This window comes from Desulfosporosinus shakirovi (assembly GCF_020595055.1).
GTDB lineage: Bacteria > Bacillota > Desulfitobacteriia > Desulfitobacteriales > Desulfitobacteriaceae > Desulfosporosinus > Desulfosporosinus shakirovi.
Map to the genome: position 1 here is coordinate 26,313 of NZ_JAJDOO010000011.1, position 25,426 is coordinate 51,738.

The 25,426-nt window shown below is 41.9% G+C and carries 22 protein-coding genes, 1 other RNA gene and 2 riboswitches; of the genes, 6 read left to right on the forward strand and 17 right to left on the reverse strand.

Annotated elements, in window-relative coordinates:
* Positions 1 to 63: 63 nt before the first annotated feature.
* Positions 64 to 150, reverse strand: a riboswitch (cyclic di-GMP riboswitch).
* Positions 151 to 918: 768 nt separating this feature from the next.
* Positions 919 to 1,809, reverse strand: coding sequence for a 4-hydroxy-tetrahydrodipicolinate synthase (gene dapA / locus LJE72_RS11495; protein WP_229247719.1), 891 nt, complete (start codon positions 1,807 to 1,809; stop codon positions 919 to 921).
* 86 nt (positions 1,810 to 1,895) lie between these two features.
* A riboswitch (Lysine riboswitch) is annotated at positions 1,896 to 2,071 on the reverse strand.
* Positions 2,072 to 2,486: 415 nt separating this feature from the next.
* Between dapA and LJE72_RS11500 the strand changes: the two genes are divergently transcribed.
* From LJE72_RS11500 to LJE72_RS11510, 3 genes are all read left to right on the forward strand, one after another.
* Positions 2,487 to 3,275, forward strand: a complete 789-nt coding sequence (locus LJE72_RS11500; RefSeq protein ID WP_229247720.1) for an electron transfer flavoprotein subunit beta/FixA family protein — start codon at positions 2,487 to 2,489, stop codon at positions 3,273 to 3,275.
* 13 nt (positions 3,276 to 3,288) lie between these two features.
* Positions 3,289 to 4,497: an electron transfer flavoprotein subunit alpha/FixB family protein gene (locus LJE72_RS11505; RefSeq protein WP_229247721.1), complete on the forward strand. Its 1,209-nt coding sequence runs from the start codon at positions 3,289 to 3,291 to the stop codon at positions 4,495 to 4,497.
* 134 nt (positions 4,498 to 4,631) lie between these two features.
* Positions 4,632 to 6,032 (forward strand): FAD-binding oxidoreductase, encoded by a 1,401-nt coding sequence (locus LJE72_RS11510; RefSeq protein WP_229247722.1) that lies wholly within the window; start codon positions 4,632 to 4,634, stop codon positions 6,030 to 6,032.
* Positions 6,033 to 6,155: 123 nt separating this feature from the next.
* Here LJE72_RS11510 and LJE72_RS26545 read toward each other — a convergent pair whose 3' ends face one another.
* The 6 genes from LJE72_RS26545 to LJE72_RS26755 form a co-directional block, all read right to left on the reverse strand.
* The gene (locus LJE72_RS26545) at positions 6,156 to 7,541 is read right to left on the reverse strand and encodes a sensor histidine kinase (RefSeq protein WP_312038927.1); all 1,386 of its coding nucleotides are present in this window, start codon (positions 7,539 to 7,541) and stop codon (positions 6,156 to 6,158) included.
* 2 nt (positions 7,542 to 7,543) lie between these two features.
* A complete protein-coding gene (locus LJE72_RS11525; RefSeq protein WP_312038928.1) occupies positions 7,544 to 8,272 on the reverse strand; it encodes a response regulator transcription factor in 729 nt (242 codons plus the stop codon).
* A 38-nt stretch (positions 8,273 to 8,310) separates the two neighbouring features.
* Complete coding sequence (locus LJE72_RS11530) at positions 8,311 to 11,454, reverse strand: efflux RND transporter permease subunit (protein ID WP_229247723.1); 3,144 nt, start codon at positions 11,452 to 11,454, stop codon at positions 8,311 to 8,313.
* Positions 11,451 to 12,605 (reverse strand): efflux RND transporter periplasmic adaptor subunit, encoded by a 1,155-nt coding sequence (locus tag LJE72_RS11535; protein ID WP_229247724.1) that lies wholly within the window; start codon positions 12,603 to 12,605, stop codon positions 11,451 to 11,453. The genes LJE72_RS11530 and LJE72_RS11535 overlap by 4 nt, the downstream gene beginning before the upstream one ends.
* 310 nt (positions 12,606 to 12,915) lie before the next feature.
* Entirely contained in the window at positions 12,916 to 14,043 is a 1,128-nt protein-coding gene (locus tag LJE72_RS11540) for a S1C family serine protease (protein ID WP_229247725.1), read from the reverse strand.
* A 255-nt stretch (positions 14,044 to 14,298) separates the two neighbouring features.
* Complete coding sequence (locus LJE72_RS26755) at positions 14,299 to 14,538, reverse strand: 4Fe-4S dicluster domain-containing protein (RefSeq protein WP_396390897.1); 240 nt, start codon at positions 14,536 to 14,538, stop codon at positions 14,299 to 14,301.
* A gap of 155 nt (positions 14,539 to 14,693) precedes the next feature.
* Between LJE72_RS26755 and LJE72_RS11550 the strand changes: the two genes are divergently transcribed.
* Positions 14,694 to 15,509 carry an alpha/beta fold hydrolase gene (locus tag LJE72_RS11550; protein WP_229247726.1) on the forward strand — a complete coding sequence of 272 codons (816 nt, stop codon included), beginning with the start codon at positions 14,694 to 14,696 and terminating at the stop codon, positions 15,507 to 15,509.
* A 35-nt stretch (positions 15,510 to 15,544) separates the two neighbouring features.
* Here LJE72_RS11550 and LJE72_RS11555 read toward each other — a convergent pair whose 3' ends face one another.
* Positions 15,545 to 15,700: a DUF3102 domain-containing protein gene (locus LJE72_RS11555; RefSeq protein ID WP_312038929.1), complete on the reverse strand. Its 156-nt coding sequence runs from the start codon at positions 15,698 to 15,700 to the stop codon at positions 15,545 to 15,547.
* 473 nt (positions 15,701 to 16,173) lie between these two features.
* On the opposite strand from LJE72_RS11555, the gene LJE72_RS11560 reads away from it, so the two are divergent.
* Positions 16,174 to 17,397 carry a GGDEF domain-containing protein gene (locus LJE72_RS11560; protein ID WP_229247727.1) on the forward strand — a complete coding sequence of 408 codons (1,224 nt, stop codon included), beginning with the start codon at positions 16,174 to 16,176 and terminating at the stop codon, positions 17,395 to 17,397.
* Positions 17,398 to 17,617: 220 nt separating this feature from the next.
* On the opposite strand, the gene LJE72_RS11565 is transcribed toward LJE72_RS11560, so the two are convergent.
* From LJE72_RS11565 to LJE72_RS11580, 4 genes are all read right to left on the reverse strand, one after another.
* Positions 17,618 to 18,367 carry a nucleotide-binding protein gene (locus tag LJE72_RS11565; RefSeq protein ID WP_229247728.1) on the reverse strand — a complete coding sequence of 250 codons (750 nt, stop codon included), beginning with the start codon at positions 18,365 to 18,367 and terminating at the stop codon, positions 17,618 to 17,620.
* A gap of 544 nt (positions 18,368 to 18,911) precedes the next feature.
* Positions 18,912 to 19,460, reverse strand: a complete 549-nt coding sequence (locus tag LJE72_RS11570; RefSeq protein WP_229247729.1) for a DUF3102 domain-containing protein — start codon at positions 19,458 to 19,460, stop codon at positions 18,912 to 18,914.
* Entirely contained in the window at positions 19,421 to 19,624 is a 204-nt protein-coding gene (locus LJE72_RS11575; protein ID WP_229247730.1) for a DUF2922 domain-containing protein, read from the reverse strand. The genes LJE72_RS11570 and LJE72_RS11575 overlap by 40 nt, the downstream gene beginning before the upstream one ends.
* A gap of 42 nt (positions 19,625 to 19,666) precedes the next feature.
* On the reverse strand, positions 19,667 to 19,891 hold the full coding sequence (locus LJE72_RS11580; RefSeq protein WP_229247731.1) for a DUF1659 domain-containing protein: 225 nt from the start codon (positions 19,889 to 19,891) through the stop codon (positions 19,667 to 19,669).
* A 717-nt stretch (positions 19,892 to 20,608) separates the two neighbouring features.
* Between LJE72_RS11580 and LJE72_RS11585 the strand changes: the two genes are divergently transcribed.
* The gene (locus tag LJE72_RS11585) at positions 20,609 to 20,866 is read left to right on the forward strand and encodes a hypothetical protein (protein WP_229247732.1); all 258 of its coding nucleotides are present in this window, start codon (positions 20,609 to 20,611) and stop codon (positions 20,864 to 20,866) included.
* 312 nt (positions 20,867 to 21,178) lie between these two features.
* On the opposite strand, the gene LJE72_RS11590 is transcribed toward LJE72_RS11585, so the two are convergent.
* The 5 genes from LJE72_RS11590 to LJE72_RS11610 all read right to left on the reverse strand — a co-directional run bounded on the left by LJE72_RS11590 (position 21,179) and on the right by LJE72_RS11610 (position 25,261).
* Positions 21,179 to 21,358, reverse strand: coding sequence for an aspartyl-phosphate phosphatase Spo0E family protein (locus tag LJE72_RS11590; protein ID WP_229247733.1), 180 nt, complete (start codon positions 21,356 to 21,358; stop codon positions 21,179 to 21,181).
* A gap of 117 nt (positions 21,359 to 21,475) precedes the next feature.
* Positions 21,476 to 22,042 (reverse strand): hypothetical protein, encoded by a 567-nt coding sequence (locus LJE72_RS11595; RefSeq protein WP_229247734.1) that lies wholly within the window; start codon positions 22,040 to 22,042, stop codon positions 21,476 to 21,478.
* 1,132 nt (positions 22,043 to 23,174) lie between these two features.
* Positions 23,175 to 23,525, reverse strand: a transfer-messenger RNA (tmRNA) gene (gene ssrA, locus LJE72_RS11600).
* A 166-nt stretch (positions 23,526 to 23,691) separates the two neighbouring features.
* Positions 23,692 to 24,162: an SsrA-binding protein SmpB gene (gene smpB, locus LJE72_RS11605; protein ID WP_073027613.1), complete on the reverse strand. Its 471-nt coding sequence runs from the start codon at positions 24,160 to 24,162 to the stop codon at positions 23,692 to 23,694.
* Positions 24,163 to 24,457: 295 nt separating this feature from the next.
* A complete protein-coding gene (locus LJE72_RS11610) occupies positions 24,458 to 25,261 on the reverse strand; it encodes an alpha/beta hydrolase (RefSeq protein WP_229247735.1) in 804 nt (267 codons plus the stop codon).
* Positions 25,262 to 25,426: the final 165 nt, after the last annotated feature.

Genomic DNA, 25,426 nt, shown 5'->3' on the forward strand with positions numbered 1-25,426 from the left:
ATAATCCATCATAAAATTCCATAAAAAAAGACGCCAAAATCAATGATCGGCGACAAGTTTTTGTTCGGTAACCCGGCTATCTTTAACCTCTAAAGGTGTAGACCCGTGGCTTTGCGTCCCCAGTTCACACTAGGTTTGCCTTTATCGCAGAATATACAATTAACCCACACCTAGAACAATACTAAGTCACTTCAAGTGGGACTAGGCACTACTTAATAAGCACTTTACATTGTAACACAATATTTCTTAATACAGAATTATATTGAATTTTGAATTATTAAATCACCGTGAACCGCATTCAGGTGCCGTTGACGTCAGTAGTCGCAATACCTATTGGCTTCTGCCAACAGCATAATCAGTACGCGAAGAAAAGGAACCGCCACCATTACCAATTAAAATAAAGAAGGTACTTGCGTAATCGTTTACTACGGCCAGGTCAATCTTTCCATCGTAGTTGAAGTCACTAGCTACAATACGGGAGGGACTATCACCAAGCCCAAAGTCAGTCTTTGAGTCATATGTTCCTCCAGCAGTCAGTAAATATACTGAAACATTATCCTTCCATCGCCATTAAAATCCGCGGTAACCACCGTATTGGGACTGGTACCATTGGTGTTGATGGTAACCCTCAAAACAGGGGGAGTTTTTGATCACCCGATTGGTGATATCAGTTTATTAACTTTTATTAACGAGTTGTTCATGTTGACTTTACTAAAGCTAAACTCAAATTTCCTCTAAGAATACAAAAAGGCCTTGAGGCGTACAACTTAATGTACCTCAAGGCTTCCGTTTGTAACTCGCCATATCAAATCTAAAAACCTAAGCTTTCTCTAACATGTATCCCTTTTAGGCCCAGAGATAAGCGAAACTACCCTATTGCCCGTATTGATTAGCTGGTCTCGTCCCTAATGACCTTCCTCAAACGTTTAATCCATGTGCTTTCATTTGAGATAATAACTTTTCTCGGTTTATATCCTCCATCGTAGTGAGAGGCGATCTGAGATAATCCTTGCAGAACCCCATAGCTGCCATAGCAGCCTTCACCGGAATAGGATTTACCTCACAAAACAGCGCGTCTATAAGGGTGTAAAGTTTATATTGCTGATCTGCACTGCCTGTAATGTCACCATTAAAGAAACGGGTGCAAATCTCACGTGTCTGTGCCGGCATAATGTTAGAAAGCACAGAAATGCCGCCAACTCCTCCAAGCGCCATAAGTGGAACTAACTGATCGTCATTGCCTGAATACAAATCTAGCTTGCCATGGACACGCGCCATCGTTTCAACAATTTTGGAAATGTTGCCATTTGCCTCTTTAATCCCTACTATATTTTCATGTTCAGCTAATACTTCGTAGGTTGCAGGTTCAATATTTACCCCTGTCCTTGAAGGCACATTATAGAGAATGATAGGCTTAGTACTCTTGTCGGCAATTTGAGTAAACATTTTAATCAGGCCCTTTTGTGTAGCTTTGTTGTAATAAGGGGTAACTACGAGCATTGCATCCGCACCTGCTTCGCAGGCACAATGTGTGAGGTCATGCACGTATTCGGTGTCATTGCTACCTGTGCCAGCAATGATCGGCACCCTGCCTTCTGCGCGCTGAACTGCAAATGTAATTGCCGCTCTGTGCTCGACGTCAGTTAGGGTCGACGCTTCACCTGTCGTTCCACAAATTACCAGAGCGTCAATTCCTTCCATAATTTGCCAATCGATCAATTTGCCCAACTGCTCAAAATTAATTCCTGTTTCGTCCAGAGGAGTGATGAGAGCAGTGGCGATACCTTTGAAAACAGTGTTCTTTTTCATATTAATTCTACGTCTCCTTTATATAAAAAAATAGCTGATACGGAAATCAGCTACTAAATTACTCTATGATTTTTCAATCACACTGTAATATAGATAGCTCTCCGCATACGCGACAGTTGAACAAATCTTATTTTGTTCAGCCAGCCCAGTCCCCACGTAAGTGGGACCGACTTCGGCATCTACACCTTTCGTCGAAGCTACGGTCTTACGTAAACCTTAACAACTTCGGGTACTGATTATACGATGCACCTCTATCAATTCTATTAAGTCTATTCATATATCGCTATACTTGTCAAGTCCAAATTGATCCTTCTATAATTACGTTTTTCTGATTCTTCAATTAGCTTCTGTGCGAATAAGCTATTATAGCATCCTTTAGGGTTCATACTATTCCTCCCCTAGACTCAATCAGTGCAAAATATGAAAGAGTTTAATATGAGATTATGACTGTTTTATTTTAACATTAGTGTTCAAAAATAAATAGTCTGTTTTTTCAATCTCTCTTATGTTACACCTAAGAATTGTTTCCCATTGTGTGGGGGTTAGACCCTCTTGTGAGCTTGTGAAAACTTGTTTTTGAACAGGTCTGAATCTTGTGCTATTATGAAAATACGGCCTGGTGGTCTGACCATTAAACGTCTTTGATCATTATTATCGTATTAAGTGGGAGGTTGAACATGAAAATTCTCGTGTGTATCAAACAAGTACCCGGAACCTCAAAAATTGACGTTGATCCAGTAACAGGTGTCTTAAAGCGAGATGGTGTGGATTCCAAAATGAACCCGTACGATTTATTTGCTATAGAAACAGCCTTAAAGCTCAAAGAACAAAAAGGTGGAACGATCCAAGTTATTAGTATGGGGCCCCCACAAGCTAAGGACGTCATTCGAGAAGCCTTTATGATGGGTGTCGACGAAGGTGCCTTGGTTTCGGACCGAAAATTTGCCGGAGCAGACGTCCTGGCAACCTCCTACACAATTTCTCAAGGAGTTCGCCAACTGGGCGACTTCGACCTCATACTTTGTGGTAAGCAAACGACCGATGGAGACACTGCCCAGGTCGGCCCTGAAATGGCTGAATATCTAGGCATCCCTCATATCGCTAATGTTTTGAGCATCGTCGACCTTAAAGATACGTCCATTCAAGTGGAAATGGACATGGCCAATACAATAGAAGTCGCTGAAATTCAATTCCCTTGTCTCTTAACTGTCGAAAAGGACATTTTTCAGCCTCGACTTCCCTCCTACAAGAAAAAACTGAGTACCAAAGACCGAGAAATTAGAATGATCACCTTCAAGGATTTTGAAGATAACAATGAAACTCGCTATGGGTTAAGTGGGTCGCCGACTCAGGTTGAACGAATCTTTCCCCCCTCGGTTAATTCGGATCGAGAAACTTGGACAGGCACCTCAGCAGAGCTTAGTGCTCAAATTGCGGATAAACTCAGACAATTAAAGTTCGTTTAGAGGAGGTAGAGCTATGAGTACGTTAATTTGTCACCAAGAAAAATTGAACGAATCCAACATTCAAGCCTTAGTCGATATTTGCCCATTTGGTGCCCTTGAGCATAAAAATGGAACCCTTGAAATCACCGCAGGCTGTAAAATGTGCAAACTTTGTGTAAAAAAGGGTCCCCAAGGGGTTATGGAATTTATTGAAGACGCAGCTACGACCGTCGATAAGGACTCATGGAAGGGCATCGGAGTCTACGTTGACCATGTGGAAGGGGAAATCCATCCCGTAACCCTGGAATTGATCGGTAAGGCTAAAGAACTCGCCTCAGTCGTCAATTTCCCTGTTTATTGCGTCTTTATCGGCTATAACATTAAAGACAAAGCTCAAGAATTACTTCACTATGGCGTCGACGAGGTCTTTGTCTATGATTACGAAGAATTAAAGCATTTCCGCATTGAACCTTATACAGCAGCGTTTGAGGACTTTATCCAGAGGATTAAGCCATCCTCCTTACTGGTGGGGGCAACAACAATTGGCCGCTCCTTGGCACCCAGAGTCGCGGCAAGATTTCGAACCGGCTTAACCGCTGATTGTACCACCCTTGAAATGAAAGAAAATACTGATCTGGTTCAAATCAGACCCGCTTTCGGCGGAAACATTATGGCCCAGATCATATGTCCTAACACGAGACCTCAAATGGCAACGGTACGATATAAGGTCATGAATGCTCCCGAAAAACAATGTGAACCCAATGGTAAGATTGCTCTCTGCCAATTAGATCCCCAACAATTGGTCTCCTCTATCAACGTTTTGAAGGTAACCCACAAGCAGATCGAAGAAAACATCTCAGATGCCGAAGTGATTATTGCTGTCGGACGAGCTTTAAAATCCGAGAAAGACATGGCCATGATTGTGGAATTAGCTCAATTATTGGGCGCACAAATAGCAGGCACTCGCCCCTTAGTTGAAGCAGGTTGGATTAATGCCAAACAACAAATCGGTTTATCCGGTAGAACAGTCAAGCCTAAACTGATTATAACCCTCGGAATTTCAGGCGCAGTTCAGTTCACAGCGGGCATGAACAGCTCAGAACAAATTTTTGCTATCAATATAGACCCCCTTGCTTCCATCTTTAATATTGCTCATTACGGAATCATCGGAGATCTCTACGAAGTTGTTCCTCAACTCATCGAGGATATTAAAGGCTCAAAGCTCTTGGCCTGCGCACGTTAGTAAACTCGTTTAGCTAATAGCTGAACATTGCAGAATTGGAACACCCCTTGTAGTAAGTGAGTGTCTCACAATCGCTAAGGGGAATAACGTCGAGAATCTGATAGAGAATTTGACAGTAAATCGGAGGTAATTTCATGAACAACTATAAAAGGCTGGATGCTAAAGATAGAGAGTTTTTAGTTTCACTCTTAGGAGAAGAGCGAGTTTATACCGGTGAAGCCATCAGCGAAGATTTCAGTCATGATGAATTAGGTGGTATCAGCCAACGACCGGATGTTTTAGTCAACCTTCTATCCACCGATGAAGTCTCAAAAATCATGAGCTATGCCTATGAAAACAATATCCCGGTCGTAGCACGAGGATCAGGAACCGGGCTAGTGGGTGCCTCTGTTCCAATCTTCGGGGGAATCATGCTTAATATGTGCGGCATGAATAAGATCCTTGAACTCGACGAAGAAAACCTAACCCTTACCCTGGAGCCTGGCGTGCTCTTGATGGAAATCAGTAAGTATGTCGAAGAACATGATTTGTTCTATCCACCAGACCCTGGGGAAAAATCCGCCACAATTGCAGGTAATATCAACACCAATGCAGGGGGCATGAGAGCTGTAAAGTATGGCGTGACTAGAGATTATATCCGAGGACTGGAAATCGTTCTACCTACCGGTAAAGTTATCAACGTGGGCGGAAAAGTTGTTAAGAATTCCTCCGGCTACAGCATAAAAGACTTAATCTGCGGCTCAGAAGGTACCTTAGGTATCGTGACTAAAGTGATCTTAAAACTGATTCCTTTGCCGAAGAAAGCTATATCTCTATTACTCCCCTTTCCCGATCTCGATAGTGCCATCAGCACGGTTCCGAAAATCATTAAATCAAAATCCATTCCCACAGCCATCGAATTTATGCAAAGAGAAGTCATTCTCGCTGCCGAGGAGTTTCTAGGCAAAAAATTCCCTGATAACACTTCCGACGCTTATCTCTTATTGACCTTTGATGGCAATAGCATAGAAGAACTGGAAAAAGACTATGAGAAAGTCGCTAACATCTGCCTGGAAGAAGGGGCACTTGATGCCTTCATTATCGACACGGATGAGCGAAAAGAGGCCGTTTGGTCAGCCAGGGGTGCGTTCCTAGAAGCAGTAAAAGCCACAACCACCGACATGGACGAATGTGACGTCGTTGTTCCCCGCAACAAAGTTGCTGAATTTATCAAATACACTGATCTTCTCCAAGAAAAGTTTAATGTTAGAATCCGCAGTTTCGGCCACGCAGGGGATGGTAATTTACACGTCTATGTCTTAAAAGATGCTCTAACAGACGCAGAATGGAAAGAGAAACTTGACGAAGTCTTTGCTGCGATGTATAAGAAATCCAGAGAACTCGAAGGACTCGTATCCGGGGAACATGGCATTGGCTATGCCAAAAAGGGCTATATGTTTGAACAATATGAACCGGAGTACGTCGAACTTATGAGAAACATCAAACTAGCCTTCGATCCTAAAAACATTCTTAATCCCGGTAAGGTTTGCGAATAGAATACAAAGGGGGCTCTGCCGAGCAGGACCCTTTTGTATTCTCAGAATTGTTGTCCCATTCTGTGGGGGGCAGACCATTACCTAATGGTCTGCCCCTTATCACTGAGGGCTCTGGCGGACGCATTATCGAAGTAACTTCCGACCATAAAATAGTTTGGGAATATGTCTAATCTTCGCCATTCTCCCATGAATCCTATTTATTTTATTTCCTGTTTTTGGGTCATTGGAGGTGGTTGGATTAGGGAAATGAACCTTAAAAGCGCTGCCTGCTCCAAGTTTGCTGAATACTTGAATTTGCCCCCCATTTTCACTAGCAATCCAGGCAGCAATCGCTAAGCCCAGACCTGTTCCACCTTGTTTTCGTGAACGTGCTTTATCAACCCTGTAAAACCTCTTGAAAATCTTTTCTTTCTCAGAATTATCAATCCCTATTCCGCTATCTGTCACTGAAATTTCAATTGCATTTTGTATGCAGCCCATTTTCAAGCTAACAGTTCCGCCTGCAGGTGTATATTTAGAAGCATTATCAAGGAAGATGCTGACCATCTGTCTTATCAAGACTTCATCACTATGCATTATCACTTCAGGGGCTATAGCCGCTGTGAATATTAGGTTCTTACTCCGAAACAGAGGCTCAAAACAAGAGACAAGTTGGGTCAAAAGATCCGACAAATTAAATTCGTTATGTTTAAACTGAATTTCACGCGCATCAATTCGGGCGATAAACAGCAAATTATTGATCAGCTTACCCATATTCTCGGTTTCACTGTAAGCATTTTGCAGCCAATACATATTATCTTTAATACTGCTGTCCTGGTCTGCTAACGCGACATCTAGGTTACTTTGTACTACTGTCAGCGGGGTTCTCAGTTCATGCGAAACATCGGCAATAAATTCTCTCTGCCGCTGCCAGGCATGCCTGACCGGCATCATAGCCCGACCCGCCAGCCACCAGCCAAGTAAGGCCGCTACAAGGATAGATGCCACACCGGTTGCTATTAAAAGGTTAGTGAACTTGCTGATGAAATTATTTATCATAGTGAGATTACAATAAGTCTGTACAACTCCATTTTCCTCATTGTTATGAAAAGGCGTTGAAAAGATTCGATAATCAATTCCTTGCAGACTGATGATATCCCAGCGTTCTTCCTGATCCCGCCAGGTCTGCAGTGCAAATTCCTGACTTTCCTGAAAAAGAGCCTGATTTTGGATAGTGGATTGAGTAATATCCATAGTTTCATTCCGCAAGATATATTTAAACAACGGGTCAATATATTCCTCACCCGCGGGAATATTGCCCTTTTTTGGCGGTATATCATCAAATTCCGGTAAAATGTTAAGATCTCTTACCAAGGCTGCTTTTACTTTCAAATCCCGATCAGTCGTCATCTTGTTGGTATAATGTACATTAAAATAAGCAATGCCGACGAACAAAGAAATAAACAACACTAACATCAGCGTATAATAAATATTTAATCTCATCCGCATATTGCGCAGTTCTCTAAACATAATTACCTCGCTTCCAGGGTGTAGCCAATTCCCCTTACCGTGGCAATAACATGACTGGCGCTACCTATTTTTTTTCTAAGATAATGAATATATATTTCTATGTTATTGTCGGTTACCGTATTATCGTAGCCCCATACTTTATCGATTATTTGCTCACGGGTAAAGACCATGCCCGGCCTTCGCATGAGCATCTCCATAAACTGGACCTCTCTATAGGTGAGCTTAATTTCCGCCTTATCAAGGTTAAGTGTAAGGCTGTCTGCATCCAGGCTCATATTACCCAGGCATAAGGCTTTACTGATATAGACAGATTGGATTCTGCGTGATAAAGCCCTTATTCTGGCCATAAGCTCTGCCATGGAAAAGGGTTTTCCAAGATAATCGTCAGCCCCCAGATCCAGACCGGAAACGCGGTCGGTAATCGAATCCAGAGCAGTTAAAAGCAATACCGGAGTTGTAATTCCGCGGTTGCGCAGTTCTTTCAATAGTTCCAAACCACTTTTGCCCGGAATCATAATATCTAAGATGATAATATCGTAGATTCCTTTTTCCGCCAGTATTAAACCATCGTTTCCGTTTTCGACACAATCCACTTCATAATTCTTCTGCTTAAGAGTATGAGCTATTGCCGCACTTATCCGCTCTTCATCTTCGATTATCAATACTCGCATGACCGCCACCTCAATTATTGATAGAACTCTCGCCTTGACACAATGCGCTTTTTCTGTCAAAGGTGGAAGCTCCCTATCAAATTCCTTCTGTATCCTCTTTAGCTGTTCATCGAATTATTGCCCAGAATAAGCTCATCTTTATTTCCGGAGAACTTGCGCATTACTTTACTTCTCCAGTCATCAAAAATACTATATACCACCGGCACCAAGACTAGTGTCAGGACAGTAGACACCAAAAGACCTCCGACAACAACGGTTGCCATAGGCGCCATAGTTGAGGCCTCTTCCCCTAATCCAGCCGCCAAGGGAAGCATAGCCAATATAGTGCTTAGTGAAGTCATCAATATAGGCCTTAGTCTTACCCGGCCCGCTTCGATAATCGCTTCGTTCTTCTCCATCCCTCTGTCACGAAGCTGTTTCAGGTAATCAATTAACACGATGGCGTTAGCAACTACAATCCCCATTAGCATAATAATCCCCAGGAATGAGCTTACACTCAAAGATTTGCCTGTTATAGCTAGGGATAAAATGGCTCCGATGATAGCTGTAGGCATGGTGAACATGATTATAAAGGGATCAAAGAAAGATTCATACTGTACAACCATGACTACATACACCATAATAATCGCTAACACCAGGGCCATAAGAAGGCCCGAAAAGCTTTCCTGCATTTGCCGATTAGCACCACCAAAGCTAATGCTATACCCTTCAGGCAGGCCTATCTCGGCAGTCTGGGTTCTGATTTCCTGGTTAACACTATTATTATCCCGTCCATAGATATCCCCGGTGACCGTAGACTGGCGAACCTGATCGACACGATTGATCTCGACGGGTGCCCGACCCAGCTCAAAAGAAGCCATATCGGACAGCTTAATATTATCACCTTTTGCGTTAGTTATGGTCAATTTCTTTAGATCTTCCAGATCCTCAACAGCCTCTTTATACCCAAGTGCAACCGTAATATCCTCACCATTATCACTATAGGTGAAGGCCTCTAGGCCATTCATCACATTTTCTACTTCCGAGGCAATAGCAACCGGCGTCAGACCGTACATGGAAGCTTTGTCCCCGTCAATGAATACCTTTACTTCCGGTTCTCCATCTGTCAATGAATTGCTTACATTGCGGGCACCGGAAACTCCTTTTACAATATCGGCCACCTTAATCGAAATCTCTTTCAGAGTATCCAGGTCATCTCCTTCGATCTCGACGCTGATGTCGGCGCCAGCCATACCGCCCATGGTCGTATTTTTAGTTATTTCGATTTTGGCTCCTGCGACTGAGGCTACTGATTTTCTTAATTCCTCCATGATTTGGTCAGTGCTTCTGCCCTTTTCTGTTTCGTCTTCAAGGGTGGCAGTGATGCTGGCCTTATTATTGCTGCTGCTCCTAGACATCCTCGACCCACTGCTGCCTACCGTTGTGTAAACATCCTTCATTTCCGGAACTTGAAATAAAATATCTTCAATCTGAGTTATGATGGCATCAGTGTCATCGAGGGAAGATCCTCTATCGGTTTCAATAGTGATCGACATCTCATTAGATTCCGAGGAAGGGAAAAACTCCATCCCGATAGAGCCTACCGTCAGCAGTGAGGCTGCCATAAGTGCTCCTACGGATAGGAGCACTCTAAGGCGGTGTTCTAACGACCAAGCAAGAACATTTTTGTATTTTTCACCCAAATTATCTATGGCATTGCCAAAAGCATTGACTATTCGGGCAAATATATTTTTGCGCTTAGTCGGATCACCTGCCTTGATGACCTTATTGCTCAGAAAGCGTGACGAAAGCATAGGAACTACAGATATCGCTACAACAAAGGAACAAGCGATGGCTATACATATGGTCGCTGCCAAGGGTTTAAACATCATTCCGGCCATTCCTTCGACTGTCATCATCGGGACAAAAACTGCAAACAGCGTAAGGGTAGATGCCAGAACCGCTCCGCCGACTTCCTTCGCTCCCAAAATAGCTGCTTCCTTCATGGAAAGACCCAAAGCCCGATGACGGTGAATATTTTCATAAACCACAATAGAATCATCGATGATTCTGCCAATCCCCATCGCTAAACCGCCTAGGGTTATGGTATTGACCGTATAACCGAGAAAATACATTCCGGTAAAGGTTGCAATTAGAGATAAGGGGATGGATATAAAGACAATCATGGTACTGCGCCACCTGCGCAGGAACATCACCAAGACTACCGCTGCCAGTACAGCTCCTTCGTACAACATGCGTTTAGTGGAATCAATAGACTCCTGAATACTTTCAGATTGATCTGAAATGATCTCGTAATGCAGCTCGCCACCCAGTTCTTGGCCAATTTCCTCAATTTCATTCTTAATAGCTGTACAGGCATCCACCGTATTAGAGCCCGATTCTTTTTGACAGGATATCCCTACTGAGGTTTCGCCATTTAACCTCGTATACATAGTCCTATCCGCCGTAGTATCTTCAATCGTGGCAATATCTCTCAGATAAATGGTGCTTTCCCCCACAGTTATGGGAATATTACCAATATCGGCAACCCGCTGATACTCCTGTATAGTACGAACATAATACTTACGGTTCCCATATCTAAGAGATCCCGTTGACATATCGAAGTTTCCTGCTCGCATGAACCCGTTAATATCCTCTAAGGTTAATCCGTAGCTTTCCATTTTATTAGCATCTAACTCTACTTGGATTTCCCGTTCCTGCCCACCTGTTATGGAAACTGAAGAGACTTGAGATATACGTGATAAACGCGGTTCAATTGTATCTTCTGCCAAGCCTTGTAACTTTGCCAGCGACATGTTCTCACCGGATAAGCTGATCTGAATAATTGGCATGGAGGAAGAATCAAATTTCATGATAGTTGGAGAAGCTGCTCCCTCTGGAAGCCTGCTTTCAATCATCCCCACTTTATCCCGGATATCGAGAGCAGCTTGATCCATATCTATACCATAATTAAAGGTTATCATAATCGTAGATGAACCTGAACCGGATCTGGATTGAATGTCCTCAACATCGCTTAAACTAACCAGGGCAGACTCTAAGGGTTTAGTTATTTCTTCCTCAACAGATTCCGGACTGGCGCCTGTATATGTAGTCATAACAGTTATCATAGGCATTTCCATCTCCGGCATCTCATCAATGGAGAGCTTGGATAGATTAATAAAGCCCAGTAAAACTATGGCCAGTGCTAAAATCGTAATACTTGCAGGTCTGTTTACCGCAAACTTAGCGATTTTATCCATCATGACTGTTCACCCTCTTTGCTCTGAATAGTCAGTAATGATCCGTCGCTAATCAGGGTATTGCCCAGAGTGACAACTTTATCACCTGCTTTTAATCCAGATAATATTTGCACATAATCCCCATCATTTATGCCTGTTTCAACTTCCACGCGAGCGGCACGCGTTTCTCCCTTCTCCTCAGTAACACTATATACAACATTAACCCCATTATCTGGTATTATGGATGACAATGGAATACAAAGGGCACTTTGGACACCGCTGGCAGCGATTGAAACTTCGGCATACATACCTGATTTGACTACTCCATTTACATTATCCAGGGTAATCGTAACCGGATACATGCTTGAGTTGGCGGCAAGCACTGAGGCAATACTGCTTATTGTACCGCTTAATGGGTCTGGATTTACAGACTTCACATACACGTCCACTTTAGTGTTAAGCTTCATTATCGATATATCTGACTCCCCAACCATTATTTCGATCTTCAATTCCTGGGGATCACTGATGACAGCAACGGTATTAGACGTATTAACATAATCCCCAATGGAAGCATCAATTCTGCCGATAGTTCCGCTCACTGGTGCAGTAATCGAGGTATATTCTATCTGCTCCTGAATCTCCAGCAATGCAGCCTCGGCCTCGGCCACGGCTGCTTCTACAGACCCTGTGTTTAATGAATCATAGGCATCCTTGGCATTTTCCAACTCCACCTGGGTTGTTGCTCCTGCATCATACAGTGATTTAGTGCGTTCATAGCTCTTGCCTGCAGCTTCCAGCTTGATCTGATTGTTGACCTGATTTGCCTTTGCTGAAGCTACCTGAGCTTCCGCCTTTTTTAAAGAAGCTTGCAGGCTGCTGTTATCTAAAGTCATCAACGTCTGTCCAGTTCCGACGTCCTGACCTTCACTTACATTGATCGAAAGTATCCGCGCACTAGTCTGGGGAAGCACCTGAACTTCTCTGCTGGCCTTTAAACGACCGCTATAACTGATACTGCCATGAATATCTCTTGACTCTGCAATCCCAACATTTACCGTTACCGCTGATTCCACTGCTGACGAAGGCATTTGAGGGCTGCATCCTGAAATTAACAATAATGAACCCACCAATATTACTACCCAATGGAGAATATTGACTCTTTTTTTATTACTCACCCGATAATTCCCCCCCTTTGTTATCAATCATGAAAATTATAATTTACGAACCTTTATATTTCCTTAAATAGAAAACCTTATCTCAGATTCAATCATTTCTAATCCACCCCTACCTTACTCTTTTTTCTATCTGTTGATTGATTCAACTAAGATCAGCTTTTTGTTTCTTTACTGTACAAACAAAGAAATCCCCTCATTAAGAGGGGGCGTGAAGGAGGGGACTATGATTACCTTTACCCATACAAAACCTGTATTCCGACGGTCTTATATGGGTAAAAGTGTCACTACTATTCAATTTGCTTTATACAATTTAAGCCTTAGCCTGCTCTAAGGTTATTTTTATAGTAAGTGTTTGTTGACCTCTTTCGAGTACAAACTCGACTACTTGTCCGACGCTAAAACTCTCAATCACCGATTTTACATCACTTGATGAAGTCATTTCTGTACCGTTTATGCTAACGATTCTATCACCTGATTGCAAGCCGTTTTCTTGTTCTGCTTCTACCACATAAACACCTGTGTTAGAAACACGATACATCATTGCTGTTCTTAAATCAGCTATGTCAAGCAGAGTTATTCCTAAATCAATTCTACCCTGCACATACCCATAGCTTATAATTTGCTCTATCACTGTTTTGGCAGTATTGACAGGAATCGCAAACCCTAAGCCCTCAATACCAGAACCACTTGACTTTGCGTTCACAATTCCAACCAGCTCACCATAGGCGTTAAAGAGTCCACCACCCGAATTACCGGGGTTGATTGCCGCTGATGTTTGCAACAACTTCATGCTTTCACCATCAATCACAATATCACGATCAAGTGCAGAAATAATACCTTCTGTAACTGTGCCGCCAAGCTCACCTAATGGATTGCCAATTGCCACAGCAAGCTCTCCTACAACCAGTTGGCTTGAATCGCCCAAAATCGCGGCTTTCAAATCACTTGCTTCAATCTTTAATACCGCAATATCGGTCTTAACATCTCTACCTACAAGGTTTGCTGTATAAGTCTCAGCGTTTTTTAGAGTTACTGTAATTTTGTTTGCACCTTCAATAACGTGGTTGTTTGTTACAATATATCCATCATTACTGATAATTACGCCACTCCCTGCACCCTCGGATACAAACTGTCCCATCCTTCCACCTGTTGCCACGGTTTCAGTCCTGATTTCAACAATAGAATCTCCATTCATTTGTGCTATCTCTGCAATTGTTAACGTGTCTGTTTGAGTAGAACTTATTAATTGTATGGTGTTATTTTGCCTATTACTGCTTAGCGTACTGTTACTTTCTGTGTTGTTCATTGTAGTTTCTAAAGCAGTTCCACCGTTTATTTCGTTCGCAAGAAATGCTCCGCCAAAGCCAAATAAGCCTGACATTATAATGGTTACTGAGATCATTGCAGCTGTGCTTCTTTTCTTCATTTCAATTATCATGATAAATTTCTCCTTCATATCATTATACTTTTGTTCAATGAGTATATCATCTTAAGCCGATCGTCAATCCGAAAACTCCTGTCTCAACCTCCCCTGGTAGATTAGGGAGTTGATTTCCCCTACCTATTGATAATTGATTATTTTTAACCAAACCTCCTGCATCTATTTTAATTATGCAATAGCAAGTTGAATACAAACTGAAAGAATACTGAAATTTTCCTTAATATATACTTACAGGTCGAATGTCAAGAAATTTTACGTATCAAATGTCTTGGCAACCTCTTTTAAGCTATCTACAATGGACAGATGCTGCGGACAGTGCTTCTCGCACTGACGACAACTGATACAATCAGATGCGTGACCGTTCTTGGCCACATAGTTTGCATACCAGAAAGTACCATCTGATATTTGACTGGCAAGGAGTACTATTAAACTTAGCTGCACTCCTATTAGGAAAGATAATCTGTATTTACCTGATAACTTTCGGCAGCGCACCAGGGAGAGACCTGAATTATGGAAAGGTATTTTCTATTGCAAAACAATTGTGCCGAAATTATAGCAGACATAGAAACTCTCAGCTAAAGACGTACACCTATAAATTCCCGGGTGAATATCCTATAACGTAACATTTTAAGAATAGGGGTATTGACATGGGAATTCATATTGTTGTTGAGCCAAATGTAAAAGTCTATGTGGAGGATATCAACCCCGCAGGCAACAAGACAATCCTGCTCATTCACGGATGGCCTGGAAACCACAATTTATTTGAATACCAGTTCAACCAACTGCCCCAAATGGGATACAGGTGCATCGGTATAGACTGCAGAGGGTTCGGTTTATCGGACAAACCATGGACCGGTTACGATTATAACCGATTGTCCGATGATATTCGCTGTGTGGTTGAAACACTAAATTTACATAATTTTGTGCTAGGAGGACATTCAACCGGAGGAGCAATTTGCGTCAGATACATGGCTAGACACTATGGTTACGGAGTTGCGAAACTGGCCCTTTTTGCCGCAGCGGCGCCGAGCCTTGTGCAACGTTCGCATTTCCCATATGGTTTACCAAAGCAAGCGGTGATTGACATCATCAACGGTACATATAAAGACCGCCCCAGTATGTTGAGAAAGTTTGGAAATACGATCTTCTTCAATCCTGTCACCAACCCTTTGTCAGACTGGCTCTTTCAATTGGGGCTGCAGGCGGCAAGTTGGTCTACTGCGGCTATAGCCAGAGCCTGGTTGGGGGAAGAAGACTTATTTCAAGATCTGAAAACAATACAAGTCCCAACACTCATTCTTCACGGAATCAATGATCAGGTCTGCCTGTACCCGCTGGCTATAACACAAAAGAACAGTATCAGATATGCCAGACTTGTATCTCTTAAGGCGTGCGGACATTTCCTTTTCTATGACCAGCGGGAGAGATTCACTAAAGAATTAATCCGATTCATGGAGGAATAGCAATTTAAAAGCAGTCGATTGTGTTACGGTGCCCCTTAAGCAAACTGTGGAAATAGCTTGCCGTCCCCCACAGTTCTTTTAAAATCCTCCAACCACTTCAGCCATTCCCCATGCTGAAGCAGGTTCTTGGCCTCCTTCGGGCAGCTGCCGGTCTCAATGGTGCCGCCAAGGAGGATTTTCCCGGTCAGCACACTGCCAACCCTGCGGGTTCGTTGTTATATCACCCTACAATAGGTATTAACCGGACTCTTTTCATACTATACTTAAAAAGGGGCCGTAACGAAACTTGAGATTTTTTCAAGCTGGTGGTGCGTTATCCCAAAATAGAGGACTGTACACCTTTGAAGTGGTGAACAGTCCTCCAATATATCAGGGGATTACAAATAGAGTGGGGATATAATAAACCGGAAAACAAGTTTCGTTACATCCCCTTATATGTACGTTTTAAACCATTATTCATATATGGAAATAATTGATAGGGACAAGACAAGGCGCACCAAACTAAACCCTCGACACTTCTCATTAAGCTTATGTCATGAACGTATAGAAATATCACTTGTGTTCCGATATATGTAATGTAGTCTTAATAGCACAATTTATAACTTTTGTCCAAATAACTTAAAATGGGAGAGAAATAAAATGAGACGCTCGAAGGGGAACAAACTTGAAAACTACAGTTAAATCTTTTTTTTCGACATTACCAATATTTATATTGATTTTAATGGCATATTTTCTTTATAGATCAACAAGCACGATGTCAAACCAGCAATTAGACATTATAAAATTTGCTCCCTATGTAATATTTTTTGTAGGTTCTGCTATTGCTTGGAGATTTAACCGTAGTTGCGTATTTTTCATCCTGATAATTCTCACTCTATGTTTGGCTTCAATTTATTATTCTCAAGAGACCATTGGTAATTCGACTCAAAGTACTGATATTAATATGTTAGTAAGTTTAGTGATTCCTATAAACTTTGCATTATTTCCTCTTTTTAAAGAACGGGGAATAGTTAGTTTATGGGGGCTCATTCGTATAGGTTTTATTACTTCTCAATTACTATTTTCATTTTATTTTTTTTACTCAGGACAAAGTAGTATTTTCATAACGATTAATGAAAATATATTGCCAATAAACCTTCAGTCAATAACTTCAATTTCCCAAATTTCCATAATAGCCTTTCTCGTTACTTTAATAATTCTGTTTATTCGGCTGATCTTATACAAGTCCTATCAGGATATTTCCTTTATTGCTGTACTATTTGTATTATTTTTTGTGTTACACATAAACAGTCAGTTACTCTATTCAATATTTTTTACTACCTCAGGAATTATTCTTATAATTTCAATAATTCAGGACACCTATTCTATGGCATTCTTCGATGAACTTACTGGTCTGCCATCGCGCCGAGCCCTTAAGCAAGATATTATGAAACTGGGTCATAAGTATTCGATTGCTATGTTGGACATTGATCATTTCAAGAAATTCAATGATACTTATGGACATGATACGGGAGATGAAGTTTTAAAGTTAGTTGCTTCTGTCATTAAGGATGTTATGGGCGGCGGAAAACCTTTCCGTTATGGCGGAGAAGAATTTACAATCCTTTTCCCTGGCAAAAGTATAAATGATGTACTCCCTCATCTTGAAGAACTCAGGGAAAAAATATCTAAAAAAGGCTTCATACTAAGAGATAAAAATAGATCAAAAAAGAAGCCAAAAAGCAGACCCAGAAGCTCAAAACCTTCAAAACAAATTTTCATTACCGTAAGTATCGGTGTCTCCTCAAAAAATGAAAAATGTAAAACCCCTGATAATGTATTAAAATCTGCCGATGTGGCTTTATATCGCGCAAAGAAAAAAGGCAGAAATTGTGTTATCAGTATATAACTATATGTAGCAATCTCATCGTCATCGTTTACAATGAATCACCTTGAAATAACATTTAAGGTGATTCATTGTTGCTGATATTAAAACTTCCTTCAAAATAAGTATTATTACCGGTATAATTTAAGGCGCAAATAAGCGCCTTTTTCTAAACAACTTCGCAGTCTTTAGCGAAGTTTAGTTGCTAAAACATTTTTATTTGAGTCCGGCGAAATAGGTTATGTTAAGGAAAAACGACTCCCTCTCCACCGGTAATTTCCAAGGGCGGCACATTAGCGGACACCTGCAACAACCCATCTAGGTCAAGATATTTCAACGCAGTTTGACCTATTTCTTCCAACGCCTGGTCCAAATCTTTTCGTTCATCTGTGGGAATCAACCCCAAATGCTGGTCAGGGATGTTAAACAGGACTCCCTTTGGTATCGCCCCTAATACCGGCAAGCCACAATATTGTTCAATAGCAGACCTCATCATATTTTCGTGACGGGGACGGGCGGCCACCCTGTTTAAAATTACGCCAGCCAACCGGATATCTGGGTCAAAGCGCATAAAGCCCATTACCACGGCAGCCACACTACGGGTTATACGCGCAGTATCCACCACCAGTATCACCGGCGCTTGTATTGCTTTGGCTACTTCGGCCGTACTGCCTCTGCCCGCCAGGTCTACGCTGTCAAATAGGCCATCTACCCCCTCGACGATCCCAAGATCCGCGCTGACGGCGTGGCGAATGAAGGATTGCCTGATCACTTCCCGGGACATGAGAAAACTATCGAAGTTATGACAGGGACGTCCAGTCGCACTAGCCAACCAACCGAATTCAGTAATATCAGGTCCATTTTTATAGAGTTGAACTTTCAATCCTCGGATCATCAAGGCTGCCAGCAGTCCCATGGTTACCATGCTCTTACCTGAACGACCTTTCGGAGCACCAATGACCAAGCGTGATATTTGTACTGTCTTTTGCTGCATTATGCTGTTTCACCCCTGCTAAACAATTTGAGCTATTCCATTTTATATAACGTCTAATTAAAAAACTTATCCAATGCCCTCTCCATGACGCACGAAAAGTTTCCACTTATTATATTATATTTTCGTCATATTGGCATGAAATACCTTCATTGATGGGATATCTTGTCACTAGGGCAAGCACCGCTTATCTCTCCATTTTTCGGGACCTAACCTTAACACATTGGAATATTATTGGTTCGTTAAACTCCCAACAAATGCAGCTTGGAGTACCGAAACTTCTATCGCTCATTTCAGTTGAACTGTTTCTTCATCTTCATAAGCAGCAACATTCTTAATAATGAAGGAATTATACCCACTAATAATAGGGTGATAATTAAAGTCATTCTATATTCTTCAACTCGTTCTGAATTTATTTTTCAACACCAATTTCTGAAGACATGGTTACGATCCATTATTAGACCGAAATAGGCCTGAAGATTAACTGAATGTTTACTGAAAAAATAAGAACTATTTATCGAGCAATACTATTGCATTCGTATCTGTATTACAACGTCAAGGCGGATCTATCCTTTCGGCTCCCAGTGGAGGATTTGCGCCCCATCCTCTCCTCCATAGCCTTAATCAAAAAACCATTCAGCATCTTCGTATACTCCCCATGCACCTGAGAATCAACCTTTGCCAACAGGCCCATCTCATAACTCAGTTCCTTGAACGTTTTCTCCAAGCTCTCGTAGCAAAAAGCGATTTTAGCAGTGAGCAGCTTGATCTGGGCAGCAGTCAGCTCATTGCTCACCTTCTGGTAGCTCTTCAAGTTCGAATTTTCCGTTAGCTTCTTATTCTCTATGACCTTTTTCTCCACATCCAGCTGCAGTTCTTGCTTAGACTTCCGCAAATCACTGGTTTCCTTTTTCAGGTTGTCCCGCTCCTGGGCCAGCTGGGTGTTTTTGTCCTTTTCCTGAGCCAATGCTTTCTGTAAACCTGCCGTCTCCTGTTTGGACTGTTTCAGCTCATTAACAGCCTGCTCCAGCTCACGGGTCGTCATGCTTTCAATGTCTACATCGCTGATGAATTGCGCCCGGTCCTCTTCCGGCACCCCCAAAAGAATAAGAATATATCGCTGGCGATAAGGGAATTCATTGCGGCCATTGCCTCAGTCAGCTGCAGGTCTTCCTTCGGATTATCAATGGTAATCGCGAAGGTTTTGCCCCCTGCAGTATTGAAGGTTAACCTGACCACCTTGCTTGTCGATAGGGCCATTTTTCCCCTGCCTCCTCGTCTCATAGATTTAGTTCCTAACCGTTATTCCTCAGTCAGTTCAAAGGTCTTTCGGTAGAGTACGTCCAGCACCGGATTCTGCGACAGGCCGAATAAAGCATGGGCCGCATCGTGAAGAGCCTGGTCCGAGGCGTCGAACCTCAGGTAATTCAGGCTTTTCTGTCTCTTGATCGGGGCGCCGAGTGCGGTGAGTCCGGCCTGGTAGACAACGACCAGGGCCGAATTCAAAGGAGTCACTTGCACCGCCATTACACTCTCCTCCTTTCTCTCCGGGTTGACAGGCCGTTTTAAGTGAGGCTTAACCGTTCAAAGGGAAAAGGAGGCTGCCGGCAGTCTCGAAAAACGCCACGCTCGGTCGTCGAGATAAAGGACATTTGGGTAGCCCCATTCCAACCCTAAGGGGTAGAATCCGCTGCCCCCATATCAACTCTTGGTATGGGGGCACATTTAATTAAATACTTTAACCAAACAGATATCAATTTTGCGAAAAATTATTGACAGTACTCCCTCAAATGCATTTCATGAGAAATATACGCTCATACAATGCGTAGTAAAGCATCCGGCTAACCTTAAGACGAAAGTCAAGGGGAACCAGAGCATGCCGGAAAAGCAAGTAATACTGGCAAGCTAGGCCGTATACGGTGAAACTTAGATTAGCTGAACTCTAGTCAATGGTTCCAGGAAGGCTACTGCGAGTGATTCGCAGTACCTGTCGGTATGGTAGGTATGAATCTGGCCTACCATTAGTAGGCCGACAGGCATAACTGACATCGTCAGATAAACGGCGAACAGAGCACCTAAGTACGGATACACCATTTGAGCCTGTGAAACGTGACTTGCCTAAGTGCGCTATAGCACCGCATATGGCAGCGAGACTCAACAGTAGCCTAACGATCAGCTATAATGGCTGATACACGGTCAAGAGAGTCAGTTCCTAATTTCTTATTTCAAAAGGAGTCGATTCGAATGAATCAAACCAGACTACTCAAGAAACTAGACGGCTTTCGCAAACGCAATAGCACCAACCCAAAATTTATTAACAAGGACCTGTACCGATTGTTGTATGATGAAGACATCTACATCATTGCCTACAATGCAATCAAGTCAAATCACGGAGCAGAAACCAAGGGAGCAGATGGTACATCACTAACGGCCTTGAACCTCAGGCTGAACCTGCAATATCCTCTGAATTTTAACAGAAAGAGAAGTGTGAAAAAAGCTTAAAAACCTCCGAATTTGATACATTTTTATAATTTGTACAAACACCAGTGAAATCAAGGGTCTGACTGTGGTAGAGCTAAAGTACTGTATGACAAATACATTTATGTTCGCTCCAACCTTCATCGTTATTTTCTATGGTTCCTCAGTATTGCGCTCCTATATTACACGATAAAGACTGCAAGTCGCTAATGGAGTAGAGCATGCAAACGCCAGGCTGATCGAGTCGTTTCGAAGGATCGAAGATGATGTCCATGAAATTAAGATAAAGATAACGAAAATGGCCCCCTCAGTAAAGACTAGGGCTCGTTTCTGTTTTTATTCCTTATCAGCTTTCTTTATATTCATCAGCATTATTTGATACTTATCTAAAACAGCATCTAATATTTGACTTGAAGTTACGACTTCCGGATCCGTAAAGGATTTACCCTCTTTTATCTTGATCATACTTAAGCGTAATTCTTCGATTTGCTTTATTAGCTCTTCAAGTTCAGACATACATTATCCCTCCTAAATGTTAGGGATTAGTATGCTCAGTATTATATATCTTAACTTAAAAAAAGCCCTCACCGTTGCCGATGAGAGCTGAGTATATTTATCCAATGTCTATGAGCGTCATTCTATTGGTCCTTTTTCCTTGATTATAATTCCATTAGTCTCACCATTATCTGCACCATTCTTTAAAGTAATTCCATCGCCGTTATTTGTACCATTCGTTCCATCTCCAACCACTTCAACATTACCGTACTTTGCTTTCATCTCATCATCAATCTTCTGTTCAGCTAGGGCTCTTTTATATGCAGCGTCGACCTCAGCTGAATTAATCTTCGGGGATAACTCTATCTCAATAACTGTTGTTTTAGTTGTATTCTGTGAAGGTTGAGTCGCCTGTTGTGGTTGGGGTTGGGGTTGGGGTTGTGTGGATTGCACCGTGGAGGCCGGAGCAGGTTCACTGGGTTGAGGTGTTTTTTCTGTCGTGCTTTCTAAAACTGGAGAAGGGACAGCAGAAACAGGTTCAGGAGAAACCAGTGGTTCGGGTTCAGAGACGGGAGACGATTCAGGTGGCGATGCATCTGAAGAAACAGAATTGTCGGGATTAGAAACAGGCGAATTGGCGTTACTTTGACACCCGGACACAAACAAAAGGGCAAAAAGTAAGATCAAGGTCAACAATTTTTTCAATGAAATTTCCCCCTATTCAAACTTTATTATCTTTAAAAAGGTCTTTTCTCCTTCACCCTTTCGACTCCGAATTAAAGAGACTAGGATAAATTGTATTATCTCATAACTTTCTTGCGAAGTAAGGGGAAACGTGTCTAAACGTAACAAAAAGCTATCGCCGTTTCCGATAATAAACATTGAATCCTACCTCTAATACAAATCTAACACGGGAAATGCTTATGGCTTATAAAAGCAAGAAGTCCCCAACGAGTAAGGGCGTTACATCTTCCACAAAACCCATTTACAGGTCTACAGTTCGTACTTCAACTCAAACACCCTCATTACTCCATCCACTTCGCTTTGACATCTAAAGACTTTCATGAGGTTCCCGGCGAGTTTTTCCTCAGTTGTACGGATGACCTTCTGAACCTTGACAACAGACCCCACTATTTCTGATGAGAGCTGAGTAAGAGAAGAGATTGTGTCGAGGGTATCTTACCTAGGATTAGGTATATTATTCAGGGGCAACAGAACAGGCCTGTAACCCTTTTGGACAATCCGGCATAATATGTATTGGGATGATTGACATTTTTTTATGGAGGAGAGCTTGGTTCACTCTCCCCCTTTTACATCTTCTGAATAAATTGAAATTTGTTAAGAGTTAATGTATTGTTCTTTCCTAAACACTTCACGGACTGGGTAATATCCCCCCTTTTTGTAATAAAAAGCACCCATGCAAGAATGGTACACTAAAATAGAATTTTCTATAATTGAATTGTTACCGCCGGATTATTGATTATTGATTATTAAAGATTTTAACTCAAATGCTGCTTCCAGAGCATGAATTTCATCAGCATCTTCTACTTCAAACATTATCGCCGCAAGCTCACCGACAGAATTAAGTTGCATTATTTCAAGATGAAAGCGATCACTTTGTGGTCAAATTTCGATAAGTTTTGCTGTACGATAACCGATCAGTTTATTTTACCATTCACACACCAGGTTTATATATCACCCTACAATTAGGGTGGTATTAATTGAAGAACTCTTTTCATACTATACTTTTTTATACAATGAAAAATAAACAGCAGTTGTAAATTGACAACTGCTGTTATATGTATATTTTACATCATTATTCATATGTGGTAATAATTGGTGGAGGCGAGGGGACTTGCACCCCTGTATCGAAGAGCTGCCACATAAGCGTCTACGCGTGTGTCCTTTAATTTAAATTTCGCCAGTCTTGACTCCTAAAGGCAAGGATTCAGTTCAGGCTAGCTCGATAATCTTAGCTAATGTCTCCGAGCATTGACATTAGAGCGTCCTACTTAATTGACACCCTGGTTCTTCATCGTAGGTTCTGAAGGCAGGATGCTAGCGGCACTTAAGCAGCTAGAGCGTAATTATTTTCGTTAACTATTAGGTCCACCGTTTAACGAGACCAGGTGGAATCTCGACGCGCAACCTATGCCACCGCTTCCCCGAGCGAGTCTAAAACGCCCCCATGTAAAAGGTCCACATGCATAGTATAACACATTTAAGCATAAAGCAAAGCGAATATCCATGGAATCTTTACATTATTATGGAAAGATGCTCATTTAAGAATGCCTACATTCTTTTAGTTCAATTTTTTCCGCATTATATTTTTTTGTTTGAACTAAATTTCATTTCTAGTAAGCTTTATTACGATCCCTTAGTGCTCGCTCAATGTCACGTTTACCTTCTCGTTCGGCAAGTGCCTGGCGTTTATCATAATTTTTCTTTCCTTGACCCACCGCTAATTCTACTTTTGCCATACCCTTCTTTAAATATATTTTAATGGGGATCAGGGTTAGCCCTTGTTGCTGAATTTTGCCAATCAGTTTATTAATTTCGGCACGATGAAGTAAAAGTTTTCGCGGTCTAAGTGGATCATGATTATATCGGTTTCCCTGTTCATAAGGGCTGATATGCATTTGGTGAACCCAAACTTCGCCATTGTCCAAACGTGCATAACTATCTTTTAAATTTACCCGCCCGCTACGAATAGATTTAATTTCTGTTCCAGTAAGAATGATCCCGGCCTCCACTCGATCTTCGATATGATAATCGTGGAAAGCCTTTCTATTGTCGGCAACAACTTTAATTCCTTCAGAAGGCATACTACTCCTCCTCTCATCTAGTATTTCAGTATAACACAAATTACCTATTTTAAAAATAATGATGTCCTAGAATACTTGGAATCTCTCATAGAATTATAGTTCCAAGGCTTCTGATATCCCCCGCATTGCTTCTAAACCAAATTCCAAGAACACCTCCAATGAAAGCCCCAGCTCACTTTCCTAATCAAAATTATTTCCTTACAATAAGGACCTATTTCCTAATTATGTACCCTTTAACGGTAGCTTTTATTGGGTTGCACAATTACATCAGTTTATGTCTTTCAAAAATATCCGCTCATGACTGTTGTAATTCCTTCTTCTCGACAAACCTCTGAAGAAATTCATGAACCTTTAGTACAACCTCATCTCGTTCCTGCCCAAGTGTTAAAATATGTCCGGATTTTTCCCAATAAATCACGCCTGGGTTAACCTGTTGCATTTTCTTTCTAATGATTTCAACACTGATAGGGTTAACCGTCAAATCTCTTGTACTTTGCATTAATAAAGCCGGGCACTTAATTGTATGGAGTTTACTGCGCACCTGGCGAATTCCTCTATTCAAAGAAATCAGGGCATCCACCGGAATCCGTTCATAGACAAAACGCTCCGCTTTTGGTTCCGTTACTGATGAGGTTGTTTTTGATTTAGCTACGGTTGCAACTGGTTTTGATTTTGGTTTTTCAACATACGTCATAAATGGTCTAACGAACCGGAGGAAACGAGTTCTCCGGTCAGCAAGTATCATTGGAGCATTCATAGTAATCAGACCGTCGATTATGCCTAGCGTCCCTAAATGAAGTGCTAATAGCCCTCCCATCGACAGTCCTACTCCGATGACAATATCACAAGACTCCCTCAGCTTTCTAACCCCAACTTCTGCGTCTTTAGCCCAGTCCTCCCAGTTCGTTTTTGCCATCTCCTCAGGGCTTGTTCCATGCCCTGAAAGTTGTACTCCAAGGACTGACCAGCCAAACTTAGTTAAACCTTCACCCATTAAACGCATTTCTGAAGGAGATCCCGAAAAGCCATGAATGAGCAAGCAGCCTACACGGTTTCCTGGGAAATAAAAAGGCTCTACTAAGCGTCTTTGTGGTTCCACCAAAGCACCTCCTTAGTCGATGTCCGATACCCAATATCCGGACTACTATTATTTTATGTATAAACCTCGAGTGAACTCTAAGAAAATATTATCCGCAATAAAGAATAGCACAGAAGGGCACCTCATACGAAGTGCCCCTCATTGATTTTGGTACAGTATAAAGAA

Excerpts from the sequence above, each read along its gene's own strand:
- LJE72_RS11530 (WP_229247723.1), bottom strand. The coding sequence starts at position 11,454 with ATGATGGATAAAATCGCTAAGTTTGCGGTAAACAGACCTGCAAGTATT.
- LJE72_RS11500 (WP_229247720.1), top strand. The coding sequence starts at position 2,487 with ATGAAAATTCTCGTGTGTATCAAACAAGTACCCGGAACCTCAAAAATT.
- LJE72_RS11575 (WP_229247730.1), bottom strand. The coding sequence starts at position 19,624 with ATGGCCCTATCGACAAGCAAGGTGGTCAGGTTAACCTTCAATACTGCA.
- LJE72_RS11565 (WP_229247728.1), bottom strand. The coding sequence starts at position 18,367 with ATGCAGCAAAAGACAGTACAAATATCACGCTTGGTCATTGGTGCTCCG.
- LJE72_RS11580 (WP_229247731.1), bottom strand. The coding sequence starts at position 19,891 with ATGGCGGTGCAAGTGACTCCTTTGAATTCGGCCCTGGTCGTTGTCTAC.
- smpB (WP_073027613.1), bottom strand. The coding sequence starts at position 24,162 with ATGCCTTCTGAAGGAATTAAAGTTGTTGCCGACAATAGAAAGGCTTTC.
- LJE72_RS11540 (WP_229247725.1), bottom strand. The coding sequence starts at position 14,043 with ATGATAATTGAAATGAAGAAAAGAAGCACAGCTGCAATGATCTCAGTA.
- LJE72_RS11510 (WP_229247722.1), top strand. The coding sequence starts at position 4,632 with ATGAACAACTATAAAAGGCTGGATGCTAAAGATAGAGAGTTTTTAGTT.
- LJE72_RS11585 (WP_229247732.1), top strand. The coding sequence starts at position 20,609 with ATGAATCAAACCAGACTACTCAAGAAACTAGACGGCTTTCGCAAACGC.
- LJE72_RS11505 (WP_229247721.1), top strand. The coding sequence starts at position 3,289 with ATGAGTACGTTAATTTGTCACCAAGAAAAATTGAACGAATCCAACATT.
- LJE72_RS11550 (WP_229247726.1), top strand. The coding sequence starts at position 14,694 with ATGGGAATTCATATTGTTGTTGAGCCAAATGTAAAAGTCTATGTGGAG.
- dapA (WP_229247719.1), bottom strand. The coding sequence starts at position 1,809 with ATGAAAAAGAACACTGTTTTCAAAGGTATCGCCACTGCTCTCATCACT.
- LJE72_RS11590 (WP_229247733.1), bottom strand. The coding sequence starts at position 21,358 with ATGTCTGAACTTGAAGAGCTAATAAAGCAAATCGAAGAATTACGCTTA.
- LJE72_RS26545 (WP_312038927.1), bottom strand. The coding sequence starts at position 7,541 with ATGTTTAGAGAACTGCGCAATATGCGGATGAGATTAAATATTTATTAT.